The sequence below is a fragment of the Streptomyces sp. NPDC033136 genome (genome assembly GCF_055578235.1).
The window spans coordinates 381,336-405,511 of the sequence record NZ_JBVIPD010000001.1; the positions used below are offsets into that span (position 1 = coordinate 381,336).

Here is a 24,176-nt window from a genome sequence, read left to right on the forward strand (position 1 = left end):
GCGGCCGGCCCTGCCGCGGCCTGCGGAAACCGGTCCTACGCCCGCCGCAGCCGCAGCCCCACGAACGCCAGGCCCAGCCCCAGGCCGATCAGCACCAGCCCGCTGCCCAGGGGCAGGATGCGCAGGACCGGGCCGGCGGGGCGTTCCGTGGTCGCGGCCTGGCGTACCGGCTGGTCCGTCGGCGCGGGGGGCTCCGGGACGGGCTCCAGGAGTGCCTCGGGGGCCGACGTGGCGTCGGTGACCCCCGGCCACTCCCCGGCGTCCACCGGGCGGCCCGGCCGTGCCCGCCCCTCCCCGGCCCTGCTCCCGGCCCGCGACGGCTCCCCGGCCCTGCTTCCGGCCGGCGACGGCTTCCCGGCCCTGCTTCCGGCCGGCGACGGCTCACCGGCCGTGGACGGGGCGGCCAGGGCCGAGGGCACGGCCCAGGCCGAAGGGGCGGCCAGGGGCGACCGGACGGCCAGGGCTGAGGGAGCAGCCAGGGCCGAGGGGACGGCCGGGGGCGTAGGAGCGGCCAGGGGCGAGGGGACCGACAGGGGCGACGGGGCGGCGATGGCGCCGGACCCCGTCTCCTCGTCGGACGCGTGGACGGCACCGTAGGACGCACCGTAGGACGGAGCAGCCCCGTACGGTGCGACGACCGCACCCGCCCCCAGGGCGGCCACCAGTCCCGTCGCCCGCAGTGCGCGTTGCCATGGAGTCACGTGGGTGACCCCCTCCCGCCGTGCCCGGTAGGGCAGAAACGGCACGTTCGGTCATATCGAGGCCCTCAGCCTCACACCGCCTCACGCGTCCGGCACTCCGGGTTCGGCCGACGGGCGGAAATCGCCGGCTGGATCACCGCGAGGGCCGGCTGCTCCGTCTCACCCGCGAGGGGGAACCGCCCGCGCCGGAGCAACCAGGAGCCTGAGCGACACGTCTCCTCCAGCACGGTGGATCAGCGTCCCGCGGGGGCACCACGGAAGTGAGACGCAGGCGTGCGAGAGAATGGCGGCATGGAGATGCCGAGGAACGAAAGGTCGCCGGAGAACCCGCAGATCCTGGTCGTTGGCCAGGACGGCATGGCGCTCAGCGGCGGCGGCGGAGACGAGGACTCCCGCGAGACCCCGATCACCGAACAGGTGGAGCAGCCCGCGAAGGTCATGCGCATCGGCAGCATGATCAAGCAGCTTCTCGAAGAGGTGCGCGTGGCTCCCCTGGACGAGGCCAGCCGGGTCCGGCTCAAGGAGATCCACGCCAGCTCGGTGAAGGAGCTGGAGGACGGTCTGGCGCCCGAGCTGGTCGAGGAGCTGGAGCGGCTCTCCCTGCCGTTCACGGACGAGACGACCCCGAGCGACGCGGAGCTGCGCATCGCGCAGGCCCAGCTGGTCGGCTGGCTGGAAGGGCTGTTCCACGGGATCCAGACGACGCTGTTCGCCCAGCAGATGGCGGCCCGCGCCCAGCTGGAGCAGATGCGCCGGGCCCTGCCGCCGGGCGTCGGCCAGGACGGCCTCGACGAGCAGCACCCGGGCGGCCGGTCGGGCGGTCCGTACCTGTAACGCCTCCGCTTCCCCGGCATACGAGGGGCCCGGCAGCTTCGGCCGCCGGGCCTCTCGTCCGAGCAGGTCAGCCCGGCGGGTTGCCCGTCGAGACGTTGAGCTCGATCGTCGGCATGTCCTTCGGGTCGACGTCGGTGCCCTTGGACGGGAACTGGTTCATGACCGTGCCCTCGCCGTAGGTGTTCTCGTCCACGTTCTTGGCGTTGATCTGCCAGCCGGCCGCCTGGGCGCAGGCCTTGACCGACTGGATGTTCTTGAACTTGAAGTTCGGGATCTCGATCTTGTCGGGGTCGTTGTACGACTCCTGAGGCTCGGTGCACTCCTCGGTGTCGATCGTCCTCGTCGTGTCCGGCCCGCGGTACCCGGGCTTCTTCTCCGCCGAGGCCGACGCGCTCGCGCTGCTGCCGCCGCCGCCCTTGTCGTCCTCGCCGCCGCCGTTCACCAGCAGCGCCGCGACCAGTCCGCCGACGGCGACGACCGACACGACGACCGAGCCGATGATCACCGGCTTGTTGCTCTTGCCGCCGCCCGGGGAGGAGGGCGCGGTCTGCGGGGTGAGGTGGTACGGCGGCGGCGTCGACGGGCCGGGCTGCTGCGCGTACGCGGCCGGCGACGGCGTCTGGTAGCCGCCCTGCTGCGGATAGCCGTAGGACGAGGGCGGCGCCGGAGTGCCGTACGGGTTCGGGGGCGGGGCCGGCTGGTACGGCGTCTGGACCTGGCCCGAGGACGCCGGAGCCGCCTGGCCGACCGGCGGGAACACGGCGGAGCCGACGCCCGCGCCGCTCGGCGCCTGGGTGCCCGGGACGATGTTCGGCGCCGCGGCCTGGAAGGAGGCCGCCACCCGCAGGCACTCGTCGCGCATGGCCTCGGCGCTCGGAAAGCGCTCGTTCGGGTTCTTCTTCAGCGCGCGGGCGATCAGCGCGTCCACGGCCGGGGGCAGCGCGCGGTTGACCGAGGACGGAACCGGCGGCTCCTCCTGCACATGCGCGTACGCGATGGCCAGCGGCGAGTCCGCGTCGAACGGCAGGCGCCCGGTGACCAGTTGGAACAGCATGATGCCGACCGAGTACAGGTCGGAGCGGGCGTCCACCCCGCGGCCGAGGGCCTGTTCCGGCGAGAGGTACTGCGGGGTGCCGACCACCATGCCGGTCTGCGTCATCGACGTCACACCGGACTGCATGGCGCGGGCGATGCCGAAGTCCATGACCTTGACCACGCCGCGCTTGGTCATCATCACGTTGCCCGGCTTGATGTCGCGGTGGACCAGGCCCATCTCGTGGCTGATCTCCAGCGCGGCCAGCACGTCCCCGGTGATCTTCAGCGCCTTGTCGGCGGGCATCGCGCCCTGCTGCCGCACGTCCTCGTCGAGCACCGAGCCGAGCGGGCGGCCCTCGACGTACTCCATGACGATGTACGGCGTCGTCATGCCGTCGAGGGTGTCCTCGCCGGTGTCGAAGACCGAGACGATGTTGGTGTGCGTGAGCTTGGCCACGGCCTGGGCCTCGCGGCGGAACCTCTCGCGGAAGGCCTGTTCGCGCCCGAGTTCGGTGTGGAGTGTCTTGATCGCGACCTGCCGGTCGAGCACGCTGTCGTAGGCGAGGTGCACCGAGGCCATGCCGCCCTGGCCGAGCAGGTCCCGCAGCTGATAGCGGCCACTGGCGAGCGCCCGCCCCGTGTACTGGCCCTGTGCGCCGTCCTGGCTCATGTTCCCCGTCCCCCGTAGCCCCTGCAGGCGCCGCCGACTGCCGCTGATCCGCCGGTGATCCGTCGTTGATCCAACCGCTATTCCCGGCCAAGTCTGCCCCAGGGCACTGACACGTCAAGCTCGGTGCCCGTTCCGTGACCGTACGCGAAAGAAGCGTCGCGGAAGCGTTACAGCGGGCGTACGGCCGGCACACAGAATTTGCACGACGGTACGGCGTGAAGGTTTCATGGCCGGTCCGTCTCGTGCCGGTCCTGGCAACCGTCTCGGACCGGAGGCTTGCGCGGAGGCTGTAGCGTGGCCGACGGAGACCGTAACAACACCGCGCGCACCGCGGGCAGAAACGACGGCGAGGACTGATGGCACAGCAGCAGCGCGCTCAGGGCCCGTCCGACCCCGAGGCGACTGGCGGCGGCATGTCGGACGCGCCGGACAACTGGGGTAACGGCGGGTTGGTCGGGGACGGCCGGTACCGGCTGACCCACAGACTCGGCCGGGGCGGCATGGCCGAGGTGTTCGCAGCCGAGGACGTCCGCCTCGGGCGCACCGTAGCCGTCAAGCTGCTCCGCTCCGACCTCGCCGAGGACCCGGTGTCCAAGGCGCGTTTCACTCGCGAGGCCCAGTCGGTCGCGGGCCTCAACCACCACGCGATCGTCGCCGTGTACGACTCCGGCGAGGACTTCGTCGGCGGCCAGTCCGTGCCGTACATCGTGATGGAGCTGGTCGAGGGCCGCACCATCCGCGACCTGCTGCTGAACGCCGAGGCGCCCGGCCCCGAGCAGGCGCTGATCATCGTCTCCGGTGTCCTGGAGGCGCTCGCCTACTCGCACCAGCACGGCATCGTGCACCGCGACATCAAGCCCGCCAACGTCATCATCACGCACAACGGCGCCGTGAAGGTGATGGACTTCGGCATCGCCCGCGCCCTGCACGGCGCGTCCACGACGATGACGCAGACCGGCATGGTCATGGGCACCCCGCAGTACCTCTCGCCCGAGCAGGCGCTCGGCAAGGCCGTCGACCACCGCTCCGACCTGTACGCGACGGGCTGCCTGCTGTACGAACTCCTCGCGCTGCGCCCGCCGTTCACCGGCGAGACCCCGCTGTCGGTGGTCTACCAGCACGTCCAGGACATCCCGACCCCGCCGTCCGAGGCCTCCGACGCCTGCCCGCCGGAGCTGGACGGCCTGGTCATGCGCTCCCTCGCCAAGGAGCCCGACGACCGCTTCCAGACGGCCGAGGAGATGCGCGGGCTGGTCCAGTACGGGCTCCAGATGCTCTACGACCAGGGCGGCCACACCGGCACCTGGAACACCGGTCCGGTCGGCATGCACGAGGGCCGGCACACCCCGTCGGGCGGCTTCGCCCAGACCGCCGTGATGGGTCACCCCGGGGACGTCTCCGGCACCACGCAGATCCCCTCGCCGATCCTGCCCGCCGGTTACGGCAACGGGGACGACGGGGGCTTCGAGGGTCAGGGCAACCGGGGCAGCGGCCGCGGCAAGCTGTGGATCCTCGCCGTGCTCGCGGTGATCGCGATCGCCGCGGGCGTCGCCCTGGCGCTGCAGAACGGCGGCGGTGACACGGACGACCCGAGCAAGAAGCAGTCGCCGACCTCCTCGCAGACGGCCGAGGAGAAGACGCCCAGCGAGACGCCGAGCGACGAGCCGAGCGACGAGCCGACCGACACGTCCACGGACGACGGGACCGGCACGGGCAACGGCAACGGCAACTGGGTGCCGTCGTCCACGCCGTCCTACACGCCGTCGCAGAGCGCTCCCCAGTCGCCCACCGGCGAGCCGTCGGACCAGCCGACCTCCGCGGAACCGAGCGGCGAGCCGACCGACGAGGCGCCCAGTGACCCGGAGACGCCGCCGGACGACACGGGCGGCGCCGACGCGGGCGGCGCGACCGGTGTCGTCGGCGGCGCGGGTGGCGAAGGCGGCAGCTGAGAAAGCCCGGCCCCCGGGCCGGACGGCCGGCACGAGAAACCGATGATCCACGCGCGCGTGGGACCCGGAAACGGGACCCACGCGCGCGTGGCGTTTCGCCGCGCCGGAAAGTGGACTCTTCCCGTGACCTGGGTCACCGGGTTAACGTGCGGTAGCTCCGGCCTCCTGCAAGGCTGTGACCAGGGCCCCTTCCGCGCCTTCCCGATTTACTTGGATATCCAAGCAAAATCGCAGGTCAGGTGGGGTTTCACAGAAATGTGGAGCACTGGGTAACGTGCCTGTTGCAGGGCGCTCGCCGGGGCACCTGTCACACCTGTTCCCGGCCGAGTGGCACCCACCCCGTGCCCCGGTGGTCGAGAACAGGTGAGCCGCTCCCCCAAGCTCAAAAGAGCAGGGGGGACCCCCAGGCCTACCGGCAACCCCGTGGCCCGGACCGACGGAGGAGCACACGTGACCGTGGAGAGCACTGCCGCGCGCACACCGCGACGCAGCGCCGGAAGCAAGGCCGGCACCACCGGCACCAAGCGCACCACCCGCACCACCGCCAAGAAGGACGCCGGCGCGAAGGGCACCGAGCCCCAGCTCGTGCAGCTGCTGACGCCCGAGGGCAAGCGCGTCAAGAACGCCGAGTTCGACAAGTACGTCGCCGGTGTCACCCCGGACGAGCTCCGCGGCCTGTACCGCGACATGGTGCTCACCCGCCGCTTCGACGCCGAGGCCACCGCCCTGCAGCGTCAGGGCGAGCTGGGCCTGTGGGCCTCGCTGCTCGGCCAGGAGGCCGCGCAGATCGGCTCCGGACGGGCCCTGCGCGACGACGACTACGTCTTCCCCACCTATCGCGAGCACGGCGTCGCGTGGTGCCGCGGGGTGGACCCGACCAACCTGCTCGGCATGTTCCGCGGCGTGAACAACGGAGGCTGGGACCCCAACGGCAACAACTTCCACCTCTACACGATCGTCATCGGCTCCCAGACGCTGCACGCCACCGGCTACGCCATGGGCGTCGCCAAGGACGGCACGGACGGCGCGGTGATCGCCTACTTCGGCGACGGCGCCTCCAGCCAGGGCGACGTGGCCGAATCGTTCACCTTCTCCGCGGTCTACAACGCCCCGGTCGTGTTCTTCTGCCAGAACAACCAGTGGGCCATCTCCGAGCCGACCGAGAAGCAGTCCCGCGTCCCGATCTACCAGCGCGCGCAGGGCTTCGGCTTCCCGGGCGTCCGGGTCGACGGCAACGACGTGCTCGGCTGCCTCGCGGTCACCCGGTGGGCCCTGGAGCGGGCCCGCGGCGGCGAGGGCCCGACCCTCGTCGAGGCGTTCACGTACCGCATGGGCGCCCACACCACCTCCGACGACCCCAGCCGCTACCGGGGTGACGAGGAGCGCCAGGCCTGGGAGGCCAAGGACCCGATCCTGCGCCTGCGCCGCTACCTGGAGGCCTCGAACCACGCGGACGAGGGATTCTTCGCGGAACTGGAGACCGAGTCCGAGGCGTTGGGCAGGCGAGTGCGCGAGGCGGTCCGAGCCATGCCGGACCCGGACCACTTCGCCATCTTCGAGAACGTCTACGCGGACGGCCACGCGCTCGTCGACGAGGAGCGCGCCCAGTTCGCCGCGTACCAGGCGTCGTTCGCCGACGAGGGGGGTAACTGAGATGGCCGACAAGATGGCTCTGGCCAAGGCGATCAACGAGTCGCTGCGCCGCGCCCTGGAGTCCGACCCCAAGGTCCTGATCATGGGCGAGGACGTCGGCAAGCTCGGCGGCGTGTTCCGGGTGACGGACGGCCTGCAGAAGGACTTCGGCGAGAGCCGCGTCATCGACACCCCGCTCGCCGAATCGGGCATCGTGGGCACCGCGATCGGCCTGGCCCTGCGCGGCTACCGCCCGGTCGTGGAGATCCAGTTCGACGGCTTCGTCTTCCCGGCGTACGACCAGATCGTCACGCAGCTCGCGAAGATGCACGCCCGCTCGCTGGGCAAGGTCAAGATGCCGGTCGTCGTGCGCATCCCCTACGGCGGCGGCATCGGCGCGGTGGAGCACCACTCGGAGTCCCCGGAGGCGCTCTTCGCGCACGTGGCGGGCCTGAAGGTGGTCAGCCCGTCGAACGCGTCGGACGCGTACTGGATGATGCAGCAGGCCATCCAGAGCGACGACCCGGTGATCTTCTTCGAGCCCAAGCGCCGCTACTGGGACAAGGGCGAGGTCAACACGGAGGCGATCCCGGGCCCGCTGCACAAGGCCCAGGTGGTCCGCGCGGGCACCGACCTGACCCTCGCCGCCTACGGCCCGATGGTGAAGCTCTGCCAGGAGGCCGCCGACGCGGCCGCCGAGGAGGGCAGGAACCTGGAGGTCCTGGACCTGCGCTCGGTCTCCCCGGTCGACTTCGACTCGATCCAGGCGTCGGTGGAGAAGACGCGCCACCTGGTCGTCGTCCACGAGGCGCCGGTGTTCTTCGGCTCGGGCGCGGAGATCGCCGCGCGGATCACGGAGCGCTGCTTCTACCACCTGGAGGCCCCGGTGCTCCGGGTCGGCGGCTACCACGCGCCGTACCCGCCGGCCCGTCTGGAGGAGGAGTACCTGCCGAACCTGGACCGGGTGCTGGATGCCGTCGACCGCTCGCTGGCGTACTGAGGAGAGGGTCGTGACGACGATGACGGAAGCGTCCGTACGCGAGTTCAAGATGCCCGACGTGGGCGAGGGACTCACCGAGGCCGAGATCCTCAAGTGGTACGTCCAGCCCGGTGACACGGTCACCGACGGCCAGGTGGTGTGCGAGGTCGAGACGGCGAAGGCGGCCGTCGAGCTGCCCATCCCGTACGACGGCGTGGTCCGGGACCTGCACTTCCCCGAGGGCACCACGGTCGACGTGGGCACGGCGATCATCGCGGTGGACGTGAGCGGCGGCGCCCCCGCGCCCGCCGCCGAACAGCCCGCCGCCGAGCAGACCGCGACCGCTCAGTCCGCGACCGCTCAGCCCACCGCGGCGAAGCCCGCCGAGGAGCCCAAGGCCGCGGGCTCGGGCCGCCAGCCGGTCCTGGTGGGCTACGGGGTGGCGACGTCGTCCACCCGCCGTCGCCCCCGCAAGGGCCCGGAGGTCCCGGTCCAGCAGGCCTCGCCGGCGATCCAGGCGGAGCTGAACGGCCACACGCCGGCGGCCCCGGCGCCCGCCGCGACCGTCCCGGCCCCGGCGGGCGCGGACCGTCCGCTGGCCAAGCCCCCGGTCCGCAAGCTCGCCAAGGACCTGGGAGTCGACCTGACGACGGTCACTCCGACCGGCCCGGACGGCATCATCACGCGCGAGGACGTGCACGCGGCGGTGGCCGCCGCCACGTCCCCGGCGGCCGAGCCGGCGGCACCCGCCTCGGTCTCCGCCTCGGCCCCGGCCTCCTACGACACCGCCCGTGAGACCCGCGTCCCGGTCAAGGGGGTCCGCAAGGCGACGGCGGCGGCGATGGTCGGCTCGGCGTTCACGGCGCCGCACGTCACGGAGTTCGTGACGGTCGACGTGACGCGCACGATGAAGCTGGTCGAGGAGCTGAAGGAGGACAAGGAGTTCGCGGGCCTGCGCGTGAATCCCCTCCTGCTGATCGCCAAGGCCCTGCTCGTCGCGATCCGGCGCCACCCGGAGATCAACGCCTCCTGGGACGAGGCCGCCCAGGAGATCGTGATCAAGCACTACGTGAACCTGGGCATCGCGGCCGCCACCCCGCGCGGCCTGCTCGTGCCGAACATCAAGGACGCGCACGCCAAGACCCTGCCGCAGCTGGCCGAGTCGCTGGGTGAGCTGGTGTCGACGGCCAGGGACGGCAAGACGTCCCCGGCGGCCATGCAGGGCGGCACGGTGACGATCACCAACGTCGGCGTCTTCGGCGTCGACACGGGCACGCCGCTCCTCAACCCGGGCGAGTCGGCGATCCTCGCGGTCGGCGCGATCAAGCTCCAGCCGTGGGTCCACAAGGGCAAGGTCAAGCCCCGCCAGGTCACCACCCTGGCCCTCTCCTTCGACCACCGCCTGGTCGACGGCGAGCTGGGCTCGAAGGTCCTGGCCGACGTGGCCGCGATCCTGGAGCAGCCGAAGCGCCTGATCACCTGGGCGTGAGCCCGCCGGTGCGGCCCCCTGCCCCAGCCGGGCGGGGGGCCGCAGGCGTGTGTCCGCGAGGTTGACGGGAGGGGGCCGATGCACACAGGAAGCTCCTCGGATCCGCCCAAGTACCCCACCAGTAAGCGGTTTGGCCGGACATACGATCACTCTCACCAGAAGATGGACCTGGCCCGGTGTCCAGGGGGGAAACCCGGTCCTTGACAGAGAGTCAAACCCCCCATGCGCGACCCTATGGTGCTCAAGGCCCAGAGATTCGTGAACTCCGTCTACGGCAGCCGTATCGGCACGACCGTCGAGGAGACCGGCGAAGCCGACTGGCCCACCCTGTACGCCCTGACCCGTGCTCTGCAGTACGAGCTGGGCATCACGGCGCTCTCCGACAACTTCGGCCCCACCACGCTCTCCACGCTGACCGCGAAGTATCCCGAGCTGAACGCGGACACCGTCCCCTCACCCGACTTCTGCCGCATCATCCAGTCCGGCCTGTACTGCAAGGGCTACGACGGCGGCGACCTCGACGGCACCTACGGCGCCCGGACCCGGGCGGCCGTCACGCGGCTCAAGACGGACATGGGTGTCGAACGGGCCTTCCCGGGCGCCGGCTTGACGCCCAAGGTGTTCAAGGCGCTGCTCACGATGGACGCGTACGTCCTCGCCCCCTCGGGCAGCGAGCAGGTGCGGGACGTCCAGCGGTGGCTCAACGGCCGTTGCCTGGGCCGGCAGGACTTCCTGGCGATCGCCTGCGACGGGCGCGTGTCCCGGGACACGGTCCGGGCGCTGGTGTTCGGCGTGCAGTACGAGGCCGGCATGGCGGACGGCACCGCCAACGGCAACTTCGGGCCCGGCACCCAGTCGGCCCTGAAGTCGCACCCGGTCAAGCAGGGCGACAAGGGCGCCTACGTGCAGCTGTTCTCCGCCGGGATGGTGCTCAACCGGCGGCCCGCCGCCCTCACCGACACCTTCGACTCCGCCCTCGCCTCGGCCGTCCGGGCCTTCCAGACCTTCGCGGCGCTCCCGGTCACCGGTGACGGCGACTTCGCCACCTTCGCCTCCCTCCTGGCGTCCCACGGCGACCAGTCCCGCCCCGCCCGGGCCTGCGACACCATCACGAAGATCACCCCGGCCCGTGCGGCGACCCTCAAGGCGGCCGGCATCGCCTACGTCGGCCGCTACCTCACCAACCCGAGCGCCAAGTCCCTGCCAGAGAAGGCCGTCCAACCGGGCGAGTTGCAGACCATCGCCCAGCACGGCCTGCGCTGCTTCCCGATCTACCAGACCGTCAACAACGAGGCAGCCGACTTCGACTACGTCGCCGGCCGCACCGCCGGGTACGCGGCGGTCAACGCCGCCCTCGACCACGGCTTCAAGAAGGGCACCCGGATCTTCTTCGCCGTCGACTTCGACGCGATAGACGCCGAGATCACCGCGCACGTCCTGCCCCACTTCAAGGGGATCAAGGAAGCGATGGCGGACTCCGGCCACCCGTACGAGATCGGGGTGTACGGCTCCCGGAACGTGTGCGCGCGGGTCGGGGCGGCCGGTTACTCGACGGCGAGTTTCGTGGCCGACATGTCCTCGGGCTTCGAGGGCAACGCCGGGCACCCGCTGCCGCAGGACTGGGCCTACGACCAGTTCGTCATCCGCACCCTCGGCTCCGGGGACGGGCAGCTGGAGATCGACGCGAACATCACCTCCGGGCGGGACACCGGGCAGGGCTCCTTCGACCGGCCGCGGCCGCCCGTCCCGGACGTCGCCTTCGACGCCCGCCAGGTACCGGCGCTGCGGGCCGACCTCGCCCGGTACATGCGGTCGATCGGGCGCCCGGACCTGGGCGGCATCGGCGACGACGCGCGGCTCTACACCAACGCCCAGGCCGTCGGGGCGATCCAGGGCCAGGACGAGCTGATCACCGAGCTGTCACGCACGTACTCCATGCGCAAGGCGCTGATCCAGACGGCCGTCTACTGGGCCATGCGCGACTACAGCCTCGCCGACCAGGCCACCGACCAGCGGGTCGCCGACCACCACCTCACGGGCTCCGGCTCCGTGCGGGACTCCCACACCGGCATCGGCGAGATCAGCGCGGCCGACGCCATCCAGGCCTGGAACCACTGCGTCGGCTGGGGTTTCGCCACCGGCGACCACCGCGACCCGGCCAAGGACGCCGACCTCTGGGCCGTGTGGCGGCAGCTGAACAAGGACAACGCCTTCAGCGTGCGCACCGCGGCCCTGATGCACCTGTGGGGCACCCGGGGCAGGCCCGGCGGCCAACTGCCGCCCGGCGACCGTGTCACCACCCCGCGGTCCATGCGCCTCGGCCTCGCCGAGTTCGAGATCACCGAGCTCCTGCGCCGCTACCGGGCCTGGGACCCCGACGTGGAGTCCCAGACGCACCAGAGCCTGGCCGTCTACCAGATCTTCGAGAAGTACAACAGCATCCTCCGCAACGCCTGAGCGCGTGTGCGCGGAGAACTCCAGGAAGAGACTCCGTTGAAGCTCAACCTCCTTCCCCGCAGAACCTCCGTGTCCGGTGCCGCGCACCGCCGCGGTCTGTCCCGCCGGGCCCTGCTCGGCCGTGTCGCCGCCGTCGGCGGCGCCGTGGGAGTCGCCGCCCTGCCCCTCTCCCACTTCCTGTCCCAGGCCTACGCCGACGCGAACAACCCCATACCGGCCCGCGTACGGGACGCGCTGCGCAGCGCGCAGGACCGCGCCCGGCGCGTGCTGGCCGGTACGCGCTCCCACAACGGCTGGGAGATGGAGAACGTCGCCGACGACGGCGGCACCGTCTACACCCGCCCCGTGCCCGGCACCCCGCTCAAGGGGGTCGCCGTGCGCATGGGCGACGTGGAGACCGTCCTCGTCCATCTGCTGCGCCGGTTCCACTACGAGGTCGACACCCTGCGCCGGGGCGACGTCGTCGGCTGGCACGACCCGTCCGGCCTCGGCCGGGGCAGGCCCGAGTCCAACCTGGCGTCCGGCACCGCGGTGCGGATCCGGCCGGGCTTCTACCCGCGCGGCGCCCGGGGCGGCTTCTTCCCGCAGCAGGAGGTCGTGATCCGCGACATCCTCGCCGAGCTCGACGGCGTCGTCCGCTGGGGCGGCGACGACCGTACGCCGGACGAGTCCCTGTTCTCCATCGACGTACGGCCCGGTGACCGGCGCCTCGCCCAGGCCGCGGCGCGGATCCGCGGGTGGCGGCTGGAGCCGGGAGCCGGGGCGGGCGCCCCGGTGAACGTGCTGTCCGGCGGCCGCCGCAAGGCGGCCAGGGCGCTGGAGCGCCGCCAGCGCACCGCTGCCTGACCAGCGGAAGGGGGGCTCACCGCCATCGGCGGTGAGCCCCCCTCTTCGCGCGCTGTCCTACTTGGTGAAGCCGTAGTTGAGCAGCTTCGTCGCGTCCGACTTGCGCGTGGTCGCGTTGGTCGAGGCGAGGATCGTGCCGATGACCGTCTTGCCGTTCCGCGTCGCGGCGAAGACCAGGCAGTACTTGGCCTCCGGGCCCGAACCGGTCTTCACACCGATCGCGCCGGTGTAGCTCGCGAGCAGCGGGTTGGTGTTCTGCCAGGGTGCCATCGTCCGCGTGCCGCCGGACTTGGTGGTCGTCTTCGCCGTGTACTTCTTCGTCTTGACGACCGTGCGGAACGTGGAGTTCTTCATCGCCGCGCGGGCGAGCTTCGTCAGGTCGCGCGGCGTGGAGTAGTTGGCGCCCTTGCCGATGCCGTCGAACGAGTCGAAGTGGGTGTTCTTCAGACCCAGGTCCTTGGCGGTGGTGTTCATCTTGCCGATGAACGACTTCACGCGTTTCGCCCGCGTCGAGCCCGAGCCGAACTTGTCGGCGAGGGCGTACGCCGCGTCGCAGCCGGACGGCAGCATCAGCCCGTACAGCAGCTGGCGGACGGTGACCTTGTCGCCGACGATCAGCTTGGCGTTCGACGCCCAGTTGTTGTCGACGATGTAGTCGCTGTACGCCTTCTGGACCGTGACCTTGCTGTTCAGATTGAGGTTCGACTGCTTCAGTACCACCAGGGCGGTCATGATCTTGGTGGTCGAGCCGGTCGAACGGCGCGTGTCGGCAGCCTTGGTGTAGAGCGACTTGCCGGTCGCGCTGTTCATCACGTAGCCGCCCTTGGCGGCGATCGTGGGCGCCGAGGCGGCCTGCGCCGGCGCGACGGTGAGGGCACCGGTCGCGAGCATGGCGCCGGTGGTGACGGCGACGGCCGCGGCTCTGCGGAGACGGGTGCCCTGAATGCCGGTTATCAAGTGAAGTACCCCGATTATGTCGAGTGCCCCAAGGGTGCGACCGAGTTGAGGACGAGGGGAAGGAGGCCGCACGTGTCTGACTCGTAACTAGCACAGAAGGATGCGCCGTTGACGAGGGGGTCCCCTCCTTTGCCACAGACGTGTGACATTCGCTTCCGCATACTGGACAGATGCATCCATGCACACCTGTTGTATCTATGCTGTGGGCATGACCTTGGCCGTGAAGCAACCGCCCGCCGCCGACCGCGTCTACACCCACGTCAAACAGGGTGTCCTGGAGCGCCGCTACGAGGGCGGCACCCTCCTCACCGAGGGCGAGCTCGCGGAGGCCGTCGGGGTCTCGCGCACACCGGTACGCGAGGCGCTGCTCCGGCTGGAGGCCGAGGGGCTCATCCGGCTCTACCCCAAGAAGGGCGCCCTGGTACTGCCCGTCTCCGCGCAGGAGATCGCCGACGTGGTGGAGACCCGGCTGCTCGTCGAGGAGCACGCGGCGCGCAAGGCCGTCCCCGCGCCCCCCGGGCTCATCGAGCGACTGGAGGAGCTGCTGGCCCGGCAGAAGAAGCAGGCCGCCGCCGGGGACCTCGCGGGCGCCGCCGTCACCGACCGCTGCTTCCACGCCGAGATCGTCCGCAGCGGCGGCAACGAGATCCTCTCCCGCCTCTACGACCAGCTGCGCGACCGCCAGCTGCGCATGGGCGTCGCGGTCATGCACTCCCACCCCGACCGGATCGCCAAGACCCTCGCCGAACACGGGGAGATCCTCGACGCGCTGCGCGCCGGGGACGCCGAGGCGGCCGTCGGGCTCGTCCACCGGCACGTCGGCTGGTTCTCGCACCTGGCCCGGGGGGAGGTCCGATGAGCTCCACCACGCTGCCTGACGATCCTCCGGGCGGCCGGCGGGCCCTGGCCGTCTGGGGCGTCGGCGTCTCGGTCTACTTCGTCGCCGTCATCTTCCGCACGTCCCTGGGCGTCGCCGGCCTCGACGCCGCCGACCGCTTCCACGTCAACGCCTCCGCGCTCGCCACGTTCTCGATCCTCCAGCTGCTGGTCTACGCGGGCATGCAGATACCCGTCGGGCTGCTGGTCGACCGGCTCGGCACCAAGAAGGTGCTGGCGCTCGGCGCGGTGCTGTTCACGGCTGGGCAGCTGGGCTTCGCGTTCTCCCCCTCGTACGGCATGGCGCTCGCCTCCCGGGCGCTGCTCGGCTGCGGTGACGCGCTGACGTTCATCAGCGTGCTGCGCCTGGGCAGTCGGTGGTTCCCGGCCCGGCGCGGGCCGCTCGTCGCCCAGTTCGCGGGGCTGGTCGGCATGGCGGGCAACCTGGTCTCCACGCTCGTCCTCGCCCGGCTGCTGCACGGGATCGGCTGGACGGCGGCGTTCGCGGGCAGCGCGATCGCCGGGGCCGTGGTGTTCGTGCTGGTGCTGCTGTTCCTGAAGGACCACCCGGAGGGCCACGAGCCGGAGCCGCTCCCGCACCAGGGCGCCGCCTACGTACGGCGGCAGATCGCCGCGGCCTGGCGGGAGCCGGGGACCCGGCTCGGCCTGTGGGTGCACTTCACCACCCAGTTCCCGGCGATGGTGTTCCTGCTGCTCTGGGGCCTGCCCTTCCTGGTCGAGGCGCAGGGGCTCTCCCGCGCCGCGGCCGGCGAACTCCTCACGCTCGTCGTGCTCTCGAACATGGTCGTCGGCCTGGTCTACGGGCAGGTCGTCGCCCGGCACCACGGGGCGCGGCTGCCGCTCGCGCTGGGCACGGTCGGGACGACGGCGGCCCTGTGGGCGGCGACGCTGGCCTACCCCGGCGCGCACGCCCCGATGTGGCTGCTGATCGTGCTGTGCACGGTGCTCGGGGCGTGCGGGCCCGCGTCGATGATCGGCTTCGACTTCGCCCGCCCGGCGAACCCGCCCGAGCGGCAGGGCACCGCCTCCGGCATCACCAACATGGGCGGCTTCGTGGCCTCCATGACCACGCTGTTCGCGATCGGGATGCTGCTGGACGCCACCGGCGACGACTACACCGTGGCCTTCTCGGCGGTGTTCGTGCTCCAGGCCTTCGGGGCCGCGCAGATCCTGCGACTGCGCCGGCAGGCGGCCCGGCGGGAGCGGGAGCGGCTGGTGGCGAGCCGGGTGGAGACGGTGCACGTCCCGGCGTAGGTCAGCGGGCCGCCACGGGTACGAGGGTGAGGTAGGCGAGGCCGAGGACGCCGCGGTAGGTGAGCCAGGCGGCTCGGTGGCGGTCGGCGCGCTCCCGGGTCTCGGCCGCGAGCTGGTGCCCCGGGTGTTCGGCGAGCCACACCTCGACGTCCGCGAGGTACGCCGACTCGAACTCCTCCCATTCGTCGAGGCTCGCGGTCTCCGTCCACTCCGGCCGGAACCCGGCGTCGATCGCCAGGTCCACCACGGTCGCGAGGTCGTGGTGGTCGGTGGGGGCGGCGCCCGGCCACATGCGGGACAGTTCGGCCGGGGTCGGAGGGCGTTGCCAGAAGCCCTCGCCGAGCAGGACACGGCCGTGGTCGGAGACGAGCCCGCGTAGTTCGCCGAGGGCTTGGGGCAGGTGGCTGCCGAGGGCCTGGCTCGCGCCCACGCACAGGACGAGGTCGGCGGGGCCGTGGGAGGTCTCGGTGGCGGATTCCTCGAGGAAACGGACCCGGTCGGTCAGCCCCCGTTCCTCGGCGGCCCGGCGGGCGCGGGCCAGGTCCTCGGGGTTGATGTCGATGCCGGTGCCGGTTGCCTTCGCAGCGGTGGCCAGGATGCGGAGCATCAGCTCGCCCCAGCCGCAGCCGATGTCGAGGACGGTTGTGGGGGCGTTGCCCGTCAGGCGGGTCACGAGTTGCTCGGCCCGTGCCTCGGACAGGGGGCCGTGGAAGGTGAGACGGGTGTGGCGGGGTGGGGTTGTCATGCTCAGGGACGCTACGGGGACCGGCGAGTGGCCGGCACGGGGTTTTGCCGCACTGTCCGCCGGTGCTGGGGGCGGGTGGATGCGCCGCCCGGCAAAGCGGGGGGGCCTCCCCCCAAGCTCTTCCAGCAGGGGGGACCCCGACGCCCCAGTGGCACGACTGCCCGCAGCGGGATTACTGCGTCACCGTGAAGTTGCGCAGGATCGCCGCCGTCAGTTCCGGGTCGCCCTCCGTCTTCACCCGGTCGGTCACCGACTCCGGCGTGACGCGGCCGCAGGCCAGGCGTACGTACGTCTCCCAGTCGAGGGTGAGGGTCGCGGCGGGGCCGAGTGCGGGGGCCGTCTCCAGGGTGCCCCGGCCCTGGATGTCGACGCGGATCGTGCGCAGGAACTCGAGGGGACCGTGGACGTCGAAGACGACCGCCGAACTGCGCGGTGCCTGCGCGTCCTCGGCCACCACGCGCGGAAGTTCGCCGAGGAGCACGTCACGGGCGACGTGCGCGCCGGGGGAGTCGAGGCTGCCGGGCCGGCCGAGGGCCGTGCGCAGGTCCTGCTCGTGCACCCACACGTCGAACGCGTGGCGCCGCATCGACTCCTCGAGCGTGAGCTCGCTGCCGAGTGGCCCCCGCACCTTCGTGCCCGGGTCACGCGACTCGTTGCGCAGCTGCCGGTTGCGGCGGATGATCACGTACTCCAGCTCGGAGGTCATCTCCGGCGCCGTGTGGTGGCGGCGGACGTCGACCTGCATCTCCATGTAACGCTGGTGCTCGTTGGTGACGTGGAAGAGGTCGCGCGGGAGGCTGTGGATGGGGCGCGGGTCGCCGAGCATCTCGCAGTCCAGGCCGATGACATGGGAGACCACGTCCCGCACCGACCACCCCGGGCAGGGCGTGCGCCGGTTCCACTCTGCCTCCGCGAGCGGCCCCACCAGCTCGGATATCGCTTCGATGGAGTGGGTCCAGGCGTCGGCGTAGGGCTGGAGGGTGGGATGCAGACTCACGGAACGGGACCCCTCGGCGGTCGGTGCACGGGCAGGTGGTGGCGGCGTTGCCAGTGGGAGGTGGCGGCTGTCGGCGGGCGTCTTGCGAGCTAAGTTACGCTGCTGTGAGGCACCCCGGCAGTGCTTTCGTGTGACGATCGTAGGCCCGTGTGGACGGCTCGAATGCCAGGACGGTGGTAGTGTGCGCGCCTCTGTGATCCAGATCGCCGTGAACGAGGACGAATCGGTCGAAGCGCGCCGCCGGCGCGTGGTCGCGTCGGTCCGGGAGCAGGCCGGAGCCGATCTCGTCGTCCTGCCGGAGCTGTGGACCACGGGCGCCTTCGCCTACGAGGACTTCGGGCGCGAGGCCGAGCCGCTCGAAGGGCCGACGTACGAGGCGATGGCGAAGGCCGCGAGCGACGCGGGCGTGTGGCTGCACGCGGGGTCGATTCCCGAGCGCGATCCGGACGGTCCCCTGTACAACACCTCCCTCGTCTTCTCGCCCTCCGGCGATCTGGCCGCCGCCTACCGCAAGATCCACCGCTTCGGCTTCGACAAGGGCGAAGCCGTGCTCATGGGCGCGGGCACCGAACCGGTGACGGTTCGTCTGCCGTCGACCACCCTGGGGCTGGCCACCTGCTACGACCTCCGCTTCCCCGAACTCTTCCGCTCTCTCGTCGACGCCGGTGCCGAGACGCTGGTGGTGCCGGCGGGCTGGCCGGAACGCCGCCGGTCCCACTGGACGCTGCTGGCCCAGGCCCGCGCGGTCGAGAACCAGTCGTTCGTCGTCGCCTGCGGAACGGCCGGGACGCACGCCGGAGTTCCCCAGGCCGGTCACTCGATCGTGGTCGACCCGTGGGGCGAGGTGCTGGCCGAGGCCGGCGCCGGCGAGGAGGTCCTCACGGTGGAGTTCGACCCGGGGAAGGTCGCGACGACCCGGGAGCAGTTCCCGGCGCTGAAGGACCGGGTGCTGGGACTCCAGCCCCCGCGCCGGCCCTGACCGGCGTTCATGGTGAGAGGACCCCTCAGTCCTCCCGCTCCTTCTCCGCCAGGTGGATCACGCACACCGCCACCGCGATCAGCAGCGCCGGGTCCGCGTCGTCGCGGACGACGTCCACGCCGTAGGTGTCCCGCAGGGTGAGCCACCGCCGGGAGATCACCGCCAGCAGCTCCCCGTCGTACTCGACGGCGAACTCCCGGTCGAGGACCTTGCCGCTGACGTCGAGTTCGTTGCCGTCGGCCAGGGAGACCCGGTAGTGGTTGCGCAGCAGGGACAGGCGTTTCCTGCGGATCGTCGCCAGCGGCTCCCCGGCGCGCTGGAGCACCATCGTGTCGCGCAGGGCGAGCATCTTCTGGTGGATGTCGACGAGGACGTGCCCCTGGGTGTCCTTCAGCTCCCAGGTGTCCCGCAGCCGCAGGGCCTTGCCGTCGACGAGGAACACCTTGCTGCCGTGCTCGTCCTCGATCCAGTAGTCGTCACCGAAGCCGAGGAGCCGGTCGTACACGAGGAATCTCATGAGACCAGGGCTTCCCCGCCACCGGTTCCGAAACGCCGTCTGTAGGCCGACGGGCTGAGCCCGGTCGCCCGCCGCAGTCGCGCCCGCAGGTTGGCGCCCGTACCGAGCCCGCTCCGGGCCGCCACCACGTCCAGCCGCTCCTCGCCCCGCTCGATCAGCCGGCAGGCCAGCGCCACGCGCTCCCCGGTGAGCCACGCCAGCGGCGTCGTTCCGAGCTGGGCGCGGAAACGGCGGTGCAGCGTGGCCGGGCTGACCCGTGCGCGTGCGGCCAGCTCCGCCACCGTCAGCGGCTCGCCCAGCCGCTCCTGCGCCCACGCCAGCAGGGGCGCCAGGGACTCGTCCCGCACCTCCGGCACCGGCCGCTCCAAGAACTGCCGCTGCCCGCCGTCCCGGTGTGCGGCGAACACCAGCCGGCGGGAGACGTGGTTGGCGACCTCCGCGCCGTGATCACGCCGTACGAGGTGCAGTCCCAGGTCCAGCGCCGAGGCGCTGCCGGACGCGGTCAGGATGTCGCCGTCGTCCACGAACAGCACGTCCGGCTCCAGCCGGACCTCCGGGAACCGCGCCCGGAACGACTGCGCCCACATCCAGTGACAGGCCGCCCGCCGCCCGTCCAGCAGTCCGGCCTCCGCGAGCGTGAACGCGCCCGAGCAGAATCCGACGAGCCGCGCACCACGCGCGTGTGCCCGGCGTACGACGTCCAGGACGCGCGGCGCACGGGGCGTGCCGGTGTCGGGCCGGTTCGGCACGATCAGGGTGTCCGCGTCCTCGGCGGCCTCCGGCCCGGCCACGCCGGTCAGCGTGAAGAAACCGTCCCGCATCCGGGTGTGCGGCGCGGCGGCACACAGCCGGAAGTCGTACAGCTCCCGCCCCAGCTCCGGTCTGCGCAGCCCGAACACCTCGATGGCGCAGCTCATCTCGAACGGGTTGGAGTTCTCGTCGACCAGCAGCACGACCCGGTGGAGACGCTGGAGGCGCTGCGAGGATTCTTGCGGCATGTGCGATTCCTAGCACTCGCGCCCCGCGTACGGCACCCCGCAGGATCGCCTCATGACCCAGGAACCCGTCTCCCTCGCCGCTGCCCTGGACTCCTTCTCGGAGCAGTGGAGCCCCCGCATCGCCACCGCTGTCAACGACTACGACGTCCGGATCGCCAAGGTCGAGGGCGAGCACGTCTGGCACGTCCACGACCACACCGATGAGTTCTTCCTCGTCCTCGACGGCGAGCTGCACATCGGCCTGCGCGAGCCGGCCGGAGAGCGCACGGTCGTCCTCCCCAAGGGCAGCGTCTTCACGGTCCCCCGCGGCACCGAACACAAGCCGTACGCCCCCGTCCCGACCGCGATCCTCATGTTCGAACCGACCGGCACCCTGACGGTGGGCGACCGTCACGACGAGGTACCCGGCCACGTGGACGCCACGACGGGGCACGCGCTCGGCTGACCGCAGGTGCCGGAAGGTCAGTCGCCGGCCTGGGGCGACCCCGCCGGAGCCGCCGGGCAGCGGCGAGGGCGCGGGGACGGATGTGTCCCCGCGCCCTCGAACCCGAACCCTGGAGCGTGCCCGTCCGCCTCACCGGGGCGGGGGCGGACCGGCTTTCCCTCGTGCAGGCCGGGACGGATGCCTGACCGCCTCGGGCGTCACACGCCGTATCCGTCGCTGTATCCGTCGCGGCGGTGGTGTGCCGCCGGGTCTTCGACGACCTGCGTCGTGGGGGGCACCACCACGCGCCGACGCCTGGCGATGCTGCTGAACGTGGTGACGCCGATCAGTCCGACGATCATCAGGATGATGCCGACCAGGTCGAGGTTGACCCCCTGCATGTCCCAGTCGGTCGCGAACGTGAGGATGGCTCCCACGGCGATGAGGATGATGCATCCGCCGAGGCCCATGAGTGTCGCCTCCCTGTACGGTCCGGTCGTTCCGGTCCCGCACACCGGGTACCCCGGCGGGGAACACCCATGCGGTGGTGGCCTGTTCTACTTCTCCAGGAACGCGGTCAGCGCGCCCGCGAGGAGGAACGGGTCGTCGGCGCCGCACAGTTCGCGTGCGCTGTGCATCGACAGGATGGCCACGCCGATGTCGACGGTCCTGATGCCGTGCCGGGCGGCGGTGATCGGGCCGATCGTGGTGCCGCAGGGCATGGAGTTGTTGGAGACGAAGGACTGGAAGGGCACGTCGGCCGCCTCGCAGGCCGCCGTGAACTCCGCGCGGCCCGAACCGTCCGTGGCGTAGCGGTTGTTGACGTTGACCTTGAGGATCGGGCCGCCGTTGACGCGCGGGTGGTGCGTCGGGTCGTGCCGCTCCGCGTAGTTGGGGTGGACGGCGTGGCCGGTGTCGGAGGACAGGCAGACCGTGCCGGCGAAGGCGCGGGCCCGGTCCTCGTAGGAGCCGCCGCGGGCGAACACCGAGCGCTCCAGCACGTTGCCGAGCAGCGGCCCGTCCGCGCCTGTGTCGGACTGGGAGCCGTTCTCCTCGTGGTCGAAGGCGGCCAGGACCGGGATGGAGGCCGGTTGGGACGACGACGAGGCGACGGCCGCGAGGGCCGCGGTGCCGGCGTGCACCGACAGCAGGTTGTCCATGCGCGGGCCGGCCAGCAGGTCGCGGTCGCGGCCCAGGTAGGCGGGCGGTTCCACGGAGTGCGTCATGAGGTCCCAGCCGGTGACCTCGCCCGCGGGAATGCCGGCCGTCTCCTCCAGGAAGGCGATCAGGTCGCCGTCGCGGACGTCGTGGCCCAGGCCCCAGACGGGCTGCATGTGCCGCTGCTTGTCGAGCTTGAGGCCGTCGGCCGTCACCGAGCGGTCCAGGTGGATGGCGAGCTGGGGCACGCGCAGCAGCGGCCGGTCGACGTTGACCAGGCGCGTCGAGCCGTCGCGCAGGGTCAGCCGGCCGGCGAGGCCCAGGTCGCGGTCCAGCCAGGAGTTGAGCAGCGGTCCGCCGTAGATCTCCACGGCGACCTGGCGCCAGCCGTGCGCCCCGCTGTCGGGGAGCGGCTTGACGCGCAGGTTGGGGGAGTCGGTGTGGGCGCCGACGATCCGGAAGGGCGTGTGGGGCGCGGCGCCCTCGGGCACGTACCAGGCGACGATCGCGCCGCCGCGCAGCACGTACTTGCCGCCGGTGGTCCCGTCCCAGGCGTCCGTCTCGGCGACCTGCCGGAAGCCGGCCTTCTCCAGCCGTTCGGCAGCCGTGGCCACGGCGTGGTACGGCGAGGGGCTCGCCGCCAGGAAGGTCATGAGGTCGTCGGTGTGGCCGCGGTCGAAGCGGGCTGGTTCGGTCATGGGTTCACCTTAACGACGGACGAGGGCCCGTTCCCCCGGGAAGGGAACAGGCCCTCGAACAGCGGACGTGAGGGGTCCTAGAACGCGGCCTCGTCCAGCTCCATCAGGTCCAGCTCGACGCCCTCGGCGACCTTGCGGGCCAGGGTGACGCCCGGCAGCACGTTCGCGGCGAAGAACTTGGCCGCGGCGATCTTGCCTGTGTAGAAGGCCTTGTCCTTGGCGGAGGCGGTCTCCAGCTTCTCGGCGGCGATCGCGGCGCCCTTGAGCAGCAGGTAGCCGACGACCACGTCACCGGAGGCCATCAGCAGGCGGGTGGTGTTGAGCCCGACCTTGTAGATGTTCTTGACGTCCTGCTCGGTGGCCGCGAGGTCGGTGAGCATCACGCCGACGATGGCCTCCAGCTCGACCGCGGCCTTGGCGAGGTGCTCGCGGGCACCGGCCAGCTCCTCGCCGCCCGTGCCGAGGGCCAGGAACTTCTTGATGTCCTCGGCGAGGGAGTTCAGCGCGGCGCCCTGGTTGCGGACGATCTTCCGGAAGAAGAAGTCCTGGCCCTGGATCGCCGTGGTGCCCTCGTAGAGGGTGTCGATCTTGGAGTCCCGGATGTACTGCTCGATCGGGTACTCCTGCAGGAAGCCGGAGCCGCCGAAGGTCTGCAGCGACTGGGCGAGCTGCTCGTAGCCCTTCTCGGAGCCGTAGCCCTTGACGATGGGCAGGAGCAGGTCGTTCAGCGCGTGCTCGGTGGCGGCGTCCTCGCCCGCGGCCTCCTTGATCTGGATCGCGTCCTGGATCGAGGCCGTGTACATCACCAGGGCGCGCATGCCCTCCGCGTACGCCTTCTGCGTGATCAGCGCGCGGCGCACGTCCGGGTGGTGGGTGATGGTGACCTTCGGCGCGGTCTTGTCCATGAAGTTCGCCAGGTCGGGACCCTGGACGCGCTCCTTGGCGTACTCCAGCGCGTTCAGGTAGCCCGTGGACAGCGTGGAGATCGCCTTCGTGCCGACCATCATGCGGGCGAACTCGATGATGCGGAACATCTGGCGGATGCCGTCGTGCTTGTCGCCGATCAGCCAGCCCTTGGCGGGGTGCCGGTCGCCGAAGGTCATCTCGCAGGTGTTGGAGGCCTTCAGGCCCATCTTGTGCTCGACGTTGGTGGCGTAGACGCCGTTGCGCTCGCCCAGCTCGCCGGTCTCGAAGTCGAAGAGGTACTTCGGGACGAGGAAGAGGGACAGGCCCTTGGTGCCGGGGCCGGCGCCCTCGGGGCGGGCCAGCACGTAGTGGAGGATGTTCTCGGACATGTCGTGCTCACCGGAGGTGATGAAGCGCTTCACGCCCTCGATGTGCCAGGAGCCGTCCTCCTGCTGCACGGCCTTGGTGCGGCCGGCGCCCACGTCGGAGCCCGCGTCGGGCTCGGTGAGCACCATCGTGGAGCCCCACTGCTTCTCGGTGGCGAACTTGGCTATGTGCTTCTGGACCTCGTTGCCCTCCTCGAAGAGGATGCCGGCGAAGGCCGGGCCCGAGGAGTACATCCACACGGCCGGGTTGGCGCCCAGGATCAGTTCGGCGTACGCCCAGATCAGGGAGCGGGGCGAGGTGGTGCCGCCGATCTCCTCGGGCAGGCCGAGGCGCCAGTACTCGGAGTCCATGAAGGCCTGGTAGCTCTTCTTGAAGGAGGCCGGGACCGGCGCGGTGCTGGTCTCGGGGTCGAAGACCGGCGGGTTGCGGTCGGCGTCGATGAAGGACTCGGCCAGCTCGTTCTCCGAGAGGCGGGTCATCTCCTCGAGGATGCTCTTCGCGGTCTCGACGTCCGTCTCCTCGAACGGGCCGGTGCCGTACACCTTGTCGCGCCCGAGTACTTCGAAGAGGTTGAACTCGATGTCGCGGAGATTCGACTTGTAGTGCCCCATGGCGACGGCTCCCGGCTCCCTAGAGAGATCGGCGAGGCACTGGATCCTCGCGCTAG

At 71.4% G+C, this 24,176-nt stretch carries 21 protein-coding genes; 11 read left to right on the plus strand and 10 right to left on the minus strand.

All coding sequences use genetic code 11. The features are described 5' to 3' along the window. Positions 1-35: 35 nt before the first annotated feature. Positions 36-701, minus strand: coding sequence for a hypothetical protein (locus tag ACZ5TL_RS01765; protein ID WP_468586568.1), 666 nt, complete (start codon positions 699-701; stop codon positions 36-38). Between the two features lie 291 nt (positions 702-992). On the opposite strand from ACZ5TL_RS01765, the gene ACZ5TL_RS01770 reads away from it, so the two are divergent. Continuing rightward, a complete protein-coding gene (locus ACZ5TL_RS01770; RefSeq protein ID WP_468586570.1) occupies positions 993-1,535 on the plus strand; it encodes a bacterial proteasome activator family protein in 543 nt (180 codons plus the stop codon). Positions 1,536-1,602: 67 nt separating this feature from the next. Here the strand turns inward: ACZ5TL_RS01770 and ACZ5TL_RS01775 are convergent, their stop codons facing one another. Continuing rightward, on the minus strand, positions 1,603-3,240 hold the full coding sequence (locus ACZ5TL_RS01775) for a Stk1 family PASTA domain-containing Ser/Thr kinase (RefSeq protein ID WP_468586572.1): 1,638 nt from the start codon (positions 3,238-3,240) through the stop codon (positions 1,603-1,605). A gap of 356 nt (positions 3,241-3,596) precedes the next feature. On the opposite strand from ACZ5TL_RS01775, the gene ACZ5TL_RS01780 reads away from it, so the two are divergent. The 6 genes from ACZ5TL_RS01780 to ACZ5TL_RS01805 all read left to right on the plus strand — a co-directional run bounded on the left by ACZ5TL_RS01780 (position 3,597) and on the right by ACZ5TL_RS01805 (position 12,592). Beyond that, positions 3,597-5,189, plus strand: coding sequence for a protein kinase domain-containing protein (locus ACZ5TL_RS01780; protein WP_468586574.1), 1,593 nt, complete (start codon positions 3,597-3,599; stop codon positions 5,187-5,189). Between the two features lie 450 nt (positions 5,190-5,639). Continuing rightward, the gene (gene pdhA, locus ACZ5TL_RS01785) at positions 5,640-6,842 is read left to right on the plus strand and encodes a pyruvate dehydrogenase (acetyl-transferring) E1 component subunit alpha (protein WP_468586576.1); all 1,203 of its coding nucleotides are present in this window, start codon (positions 5,640-5,642) and stop codon (positions 6,840-6,842) included. Between the two features lies 1 nt (position 6,843). Further along, on the plus strand, positions 6,844-7,821 hold the full coding sequence (locus ACZ5TL_RS01790; RefSeq protein ID WP_468586578.1) for an alpha-ketoacid dehydrogenase subunit beta: 978 nt from the start codon (positions 6,844-6,846) through the stop codon (positions 7,819-7,821). Between the two features lie 10 nt (positions 7,822-7,831). Continuing rightward, positions 7,832-9,289, plus strand: coding sequence for a dihydrolipoamide acetyltransferase family protein (locus ACZ5TL_RS01795; protein ID WP_468586580.1), 1,458 nt, complete (start codon positions 7,832-7,834; stop codon positions 9,287-9,289). 222 nt (positions 9,290-9,511) lie between these two features. Further along, positions 9,512-11,746 (plus strand): glycoside hydrolase domain-containing protein, encoded by a 2,235-nt coding sequence (locus ACZ5TL_RS01800; protein WP_468586582.1) that lies wholly within the window; start codon positions 9,512-9,514, stop codon positions 11,744-11,746. Positions 11,747-11,782: 36 nt separating this feature from the next. Then, on the plus strand, positions 11,783-12,592 hold the full coding sequence (locus ACZ5TL_RS01805) for a twin-arginine translocation signal domain-containing protein (protein WP_468586584.1): 810 nt from the start codon (positions 11,783-11,785) through the stop codon (positions 12,590-12,592). 57 nt (positions 12,593-12,649) lie between these two features. Here ACZ5TL_RS01805 and ACZ5TL_RS01810 read toward each other — a convergent pair whose 3' ends face one another. Then, positions 12,650-13,549 (minus strand): D-alanyl-D-alanine carboxypeptidase family protein, encoded by a 900-nt coding sequence (locus ACZ5TL_RS01810; RefSeq protein WP_468586586.1) that lies wholly within the window; start codon positions 13,547-13,549, stop codon positions 12,650-12,652. A 208-nt stretch (positions 13,550-13,757) separates the two neighbouring features. Between ACZ5TL_RS01810 and ACZ5TL_RS01815 the strand changes: the two genes are divergently transcribed. Both ACZ5TL_RS01815 and ACZ5TL_RS01820 read left to right on the plus strand, forming a co-directional pair. Then, the gene (locus ACZ5TL_RS01815) at positions 13,758-14,408 is read left to right on the plus strand and encodes a GntR family transcriptional regulator (protein ID WP_468586588.1); all 651 of its coding nucleotides are present in this window, start codon (positions 13,758-13,760) and stop codon (positions 14,406-14,408) included. Next, positions 14,405-15,700 carry an MFS transporter gene (locus ACZ5TL_RS01820; RefSeq protein WP_468586590.1) on the plus strand — a complete coding sequence of 432 codons (1,296 nt, stop codon included), beginning with the start codon at positions 14,405-14,407 and terminating at the stop codon, positions 15,698-15,700. The genes ACZ5TL_RS01815 and ACZ5TL_RS01820 overlap by 4 nt, the downstream gene beginning before the upstream one ends. A gap of 1 nt (position 15,701) precedes the next feature. Here the strand turns inward: ACZ5TL_RS01820 and ACZ5TL_RS01825 are convergent, their stop codons facing one another. Both ACZ5TL_RS01825 and ACZ5TL_RS01830 read right to left on the minus strand, forming a co-directional pair. After that, positions 15,702-16,445, minus strand: a complete 744-nt coding sequence (locus ACZ5TL_RS01825) for an SAM-dependent methyltransferase (RefSeq protein WP_468586592.1) — start codon at positions 16,443-16,445, stop codon at positions 15,702-15,704. 172 nt (positions 16,446-16,617) lie between these two features. Then, positions 16,618-17,442: a maleylpyruvate isomerase family mycothiol-dependent enzyme gene (locus ACZ5TL_RS01830; RefSeq protein ID WP_468586594.1), complete on the minus strand. Its 825-nt coding sequence runs from the start codon at positions 17,440-17,442 to the stop codon at positions 16,618-16,620. Between the two features lie 181 nt (positions 17,443-17,623). On the opposite strand from ACZ5TL_RS01830, the gene ACZ5TL_RS01835 reads away from it, so the two are divergent. Continuing rightward, positions 17,624-18,421, plus strand: a complete 798-nt coding sequence (locus tag ACZ5TL_RS01835; RefSeq protein WP_468586596.1) for a carbon-nitrogen family hydrolase — start codon at positions 17,624-17,626, stop codon at positions 18,419-18,421. Between the two features lie 25 nt (positions 18,422-18,446). On the opposite strand, the gene ACZ5TL_RS01840 is transcribed toward ACZ5TL_RS01835, so the two are convergent. Together ACZ5TL_RS01840 and ACZ5TL_RS01845 are read right to left on the minus strand one after the other, a co-directional pair. Further along, positions 18,447-18,938, minus strand: a complete 492-nt coding sequence (locus ACZ5TL_RS01840) for an LURP-one-related/scramblase family protein (protein ID WP_468586597.1) — start codon at positions 18,936-18,938, stop codon at positions 18,447-18,449. Then, a complete protein-coding gene (locus ACZ5TL_RS01845) occupies positions 18,935-19,936 on the minus strand; it encodes a GlxA family transcriptional regulator (RefSeq protein ID WP_468586599.1) in 1,002 nt (333 codons plus the stop codon). The genes ACZ5TL_RS01840 and ACZ5TL_RS01845 overlap by 4 nt, the downstream gene beginning before the upstream one ends. 52 nt (positions 19,937-19,988) lie before the next feature. On the opposite strand from ACZ5TL_RS01845, the gene ACZ5TL_RS01850 reads away from it, so the two are divergent. Further along, the gene (locus ACZ5TL_RS01850; RefSeq protein WP_468586601.1) at positions 19,989-20,381 is read left to right on the plus strand and encodes a cupin domain-containing protein; all 393 of its coding nucleotides are present in this window, start codon (positions 19,989-19,991) and stop codon (positions 20,379-20,381) included. Positions 20,382-20,578: 197 nt separating this feature from the next. Here the strand turns inward: ACZ5TL_RS01850 and ACZ5TL_RS01855 are convergent, their stop codons facing one another. From ACZ5TL_RS01855 to ACZ5TL_RS01865, 3 genes are all read right to left on the minus strand, one after another. Next, on the minus strand, positions 20,579-20,830 hold the full coding sequence (locus ACZ5TL_RS01855) for a DUF6458 family protein (protein WP_468586602.1): 252 nt from the start codon (positions 20,828-20,830) through the stop codon (positions 20,579-20,581). Between the two features lie 87 nt (positions 20,831-20,917). After that, positions 20,918-22,216 carry a M18 family aminopeptidase gene (locus tag ACZ5TL_RS01860; RefSeq protein WP_468586604.1) on the minus strand — a complete coding sequence of 433 codons (1,299 nt, stop codon included), beginning with the start codon at positions 22,214-22,216 and terminating at the stop codon, positions 20,918-20,920. Positions 22,217-22,293: 77 nt separating this feature from the next. Beyond that, on the minus strand, positions 22,294-24,120 hold the full coding sequence (locus ACZ5TL_RS01865; protein ID WP_468587076.1) for an acyl-CoA dehydrogenase: 1,827 nt from the start codon (positions 24,118-24,120) through the stop codon (positions 22,294-22,296). Between the last annotated feature and the right edge of the window lie 56 nt (positions 24,121-24,176).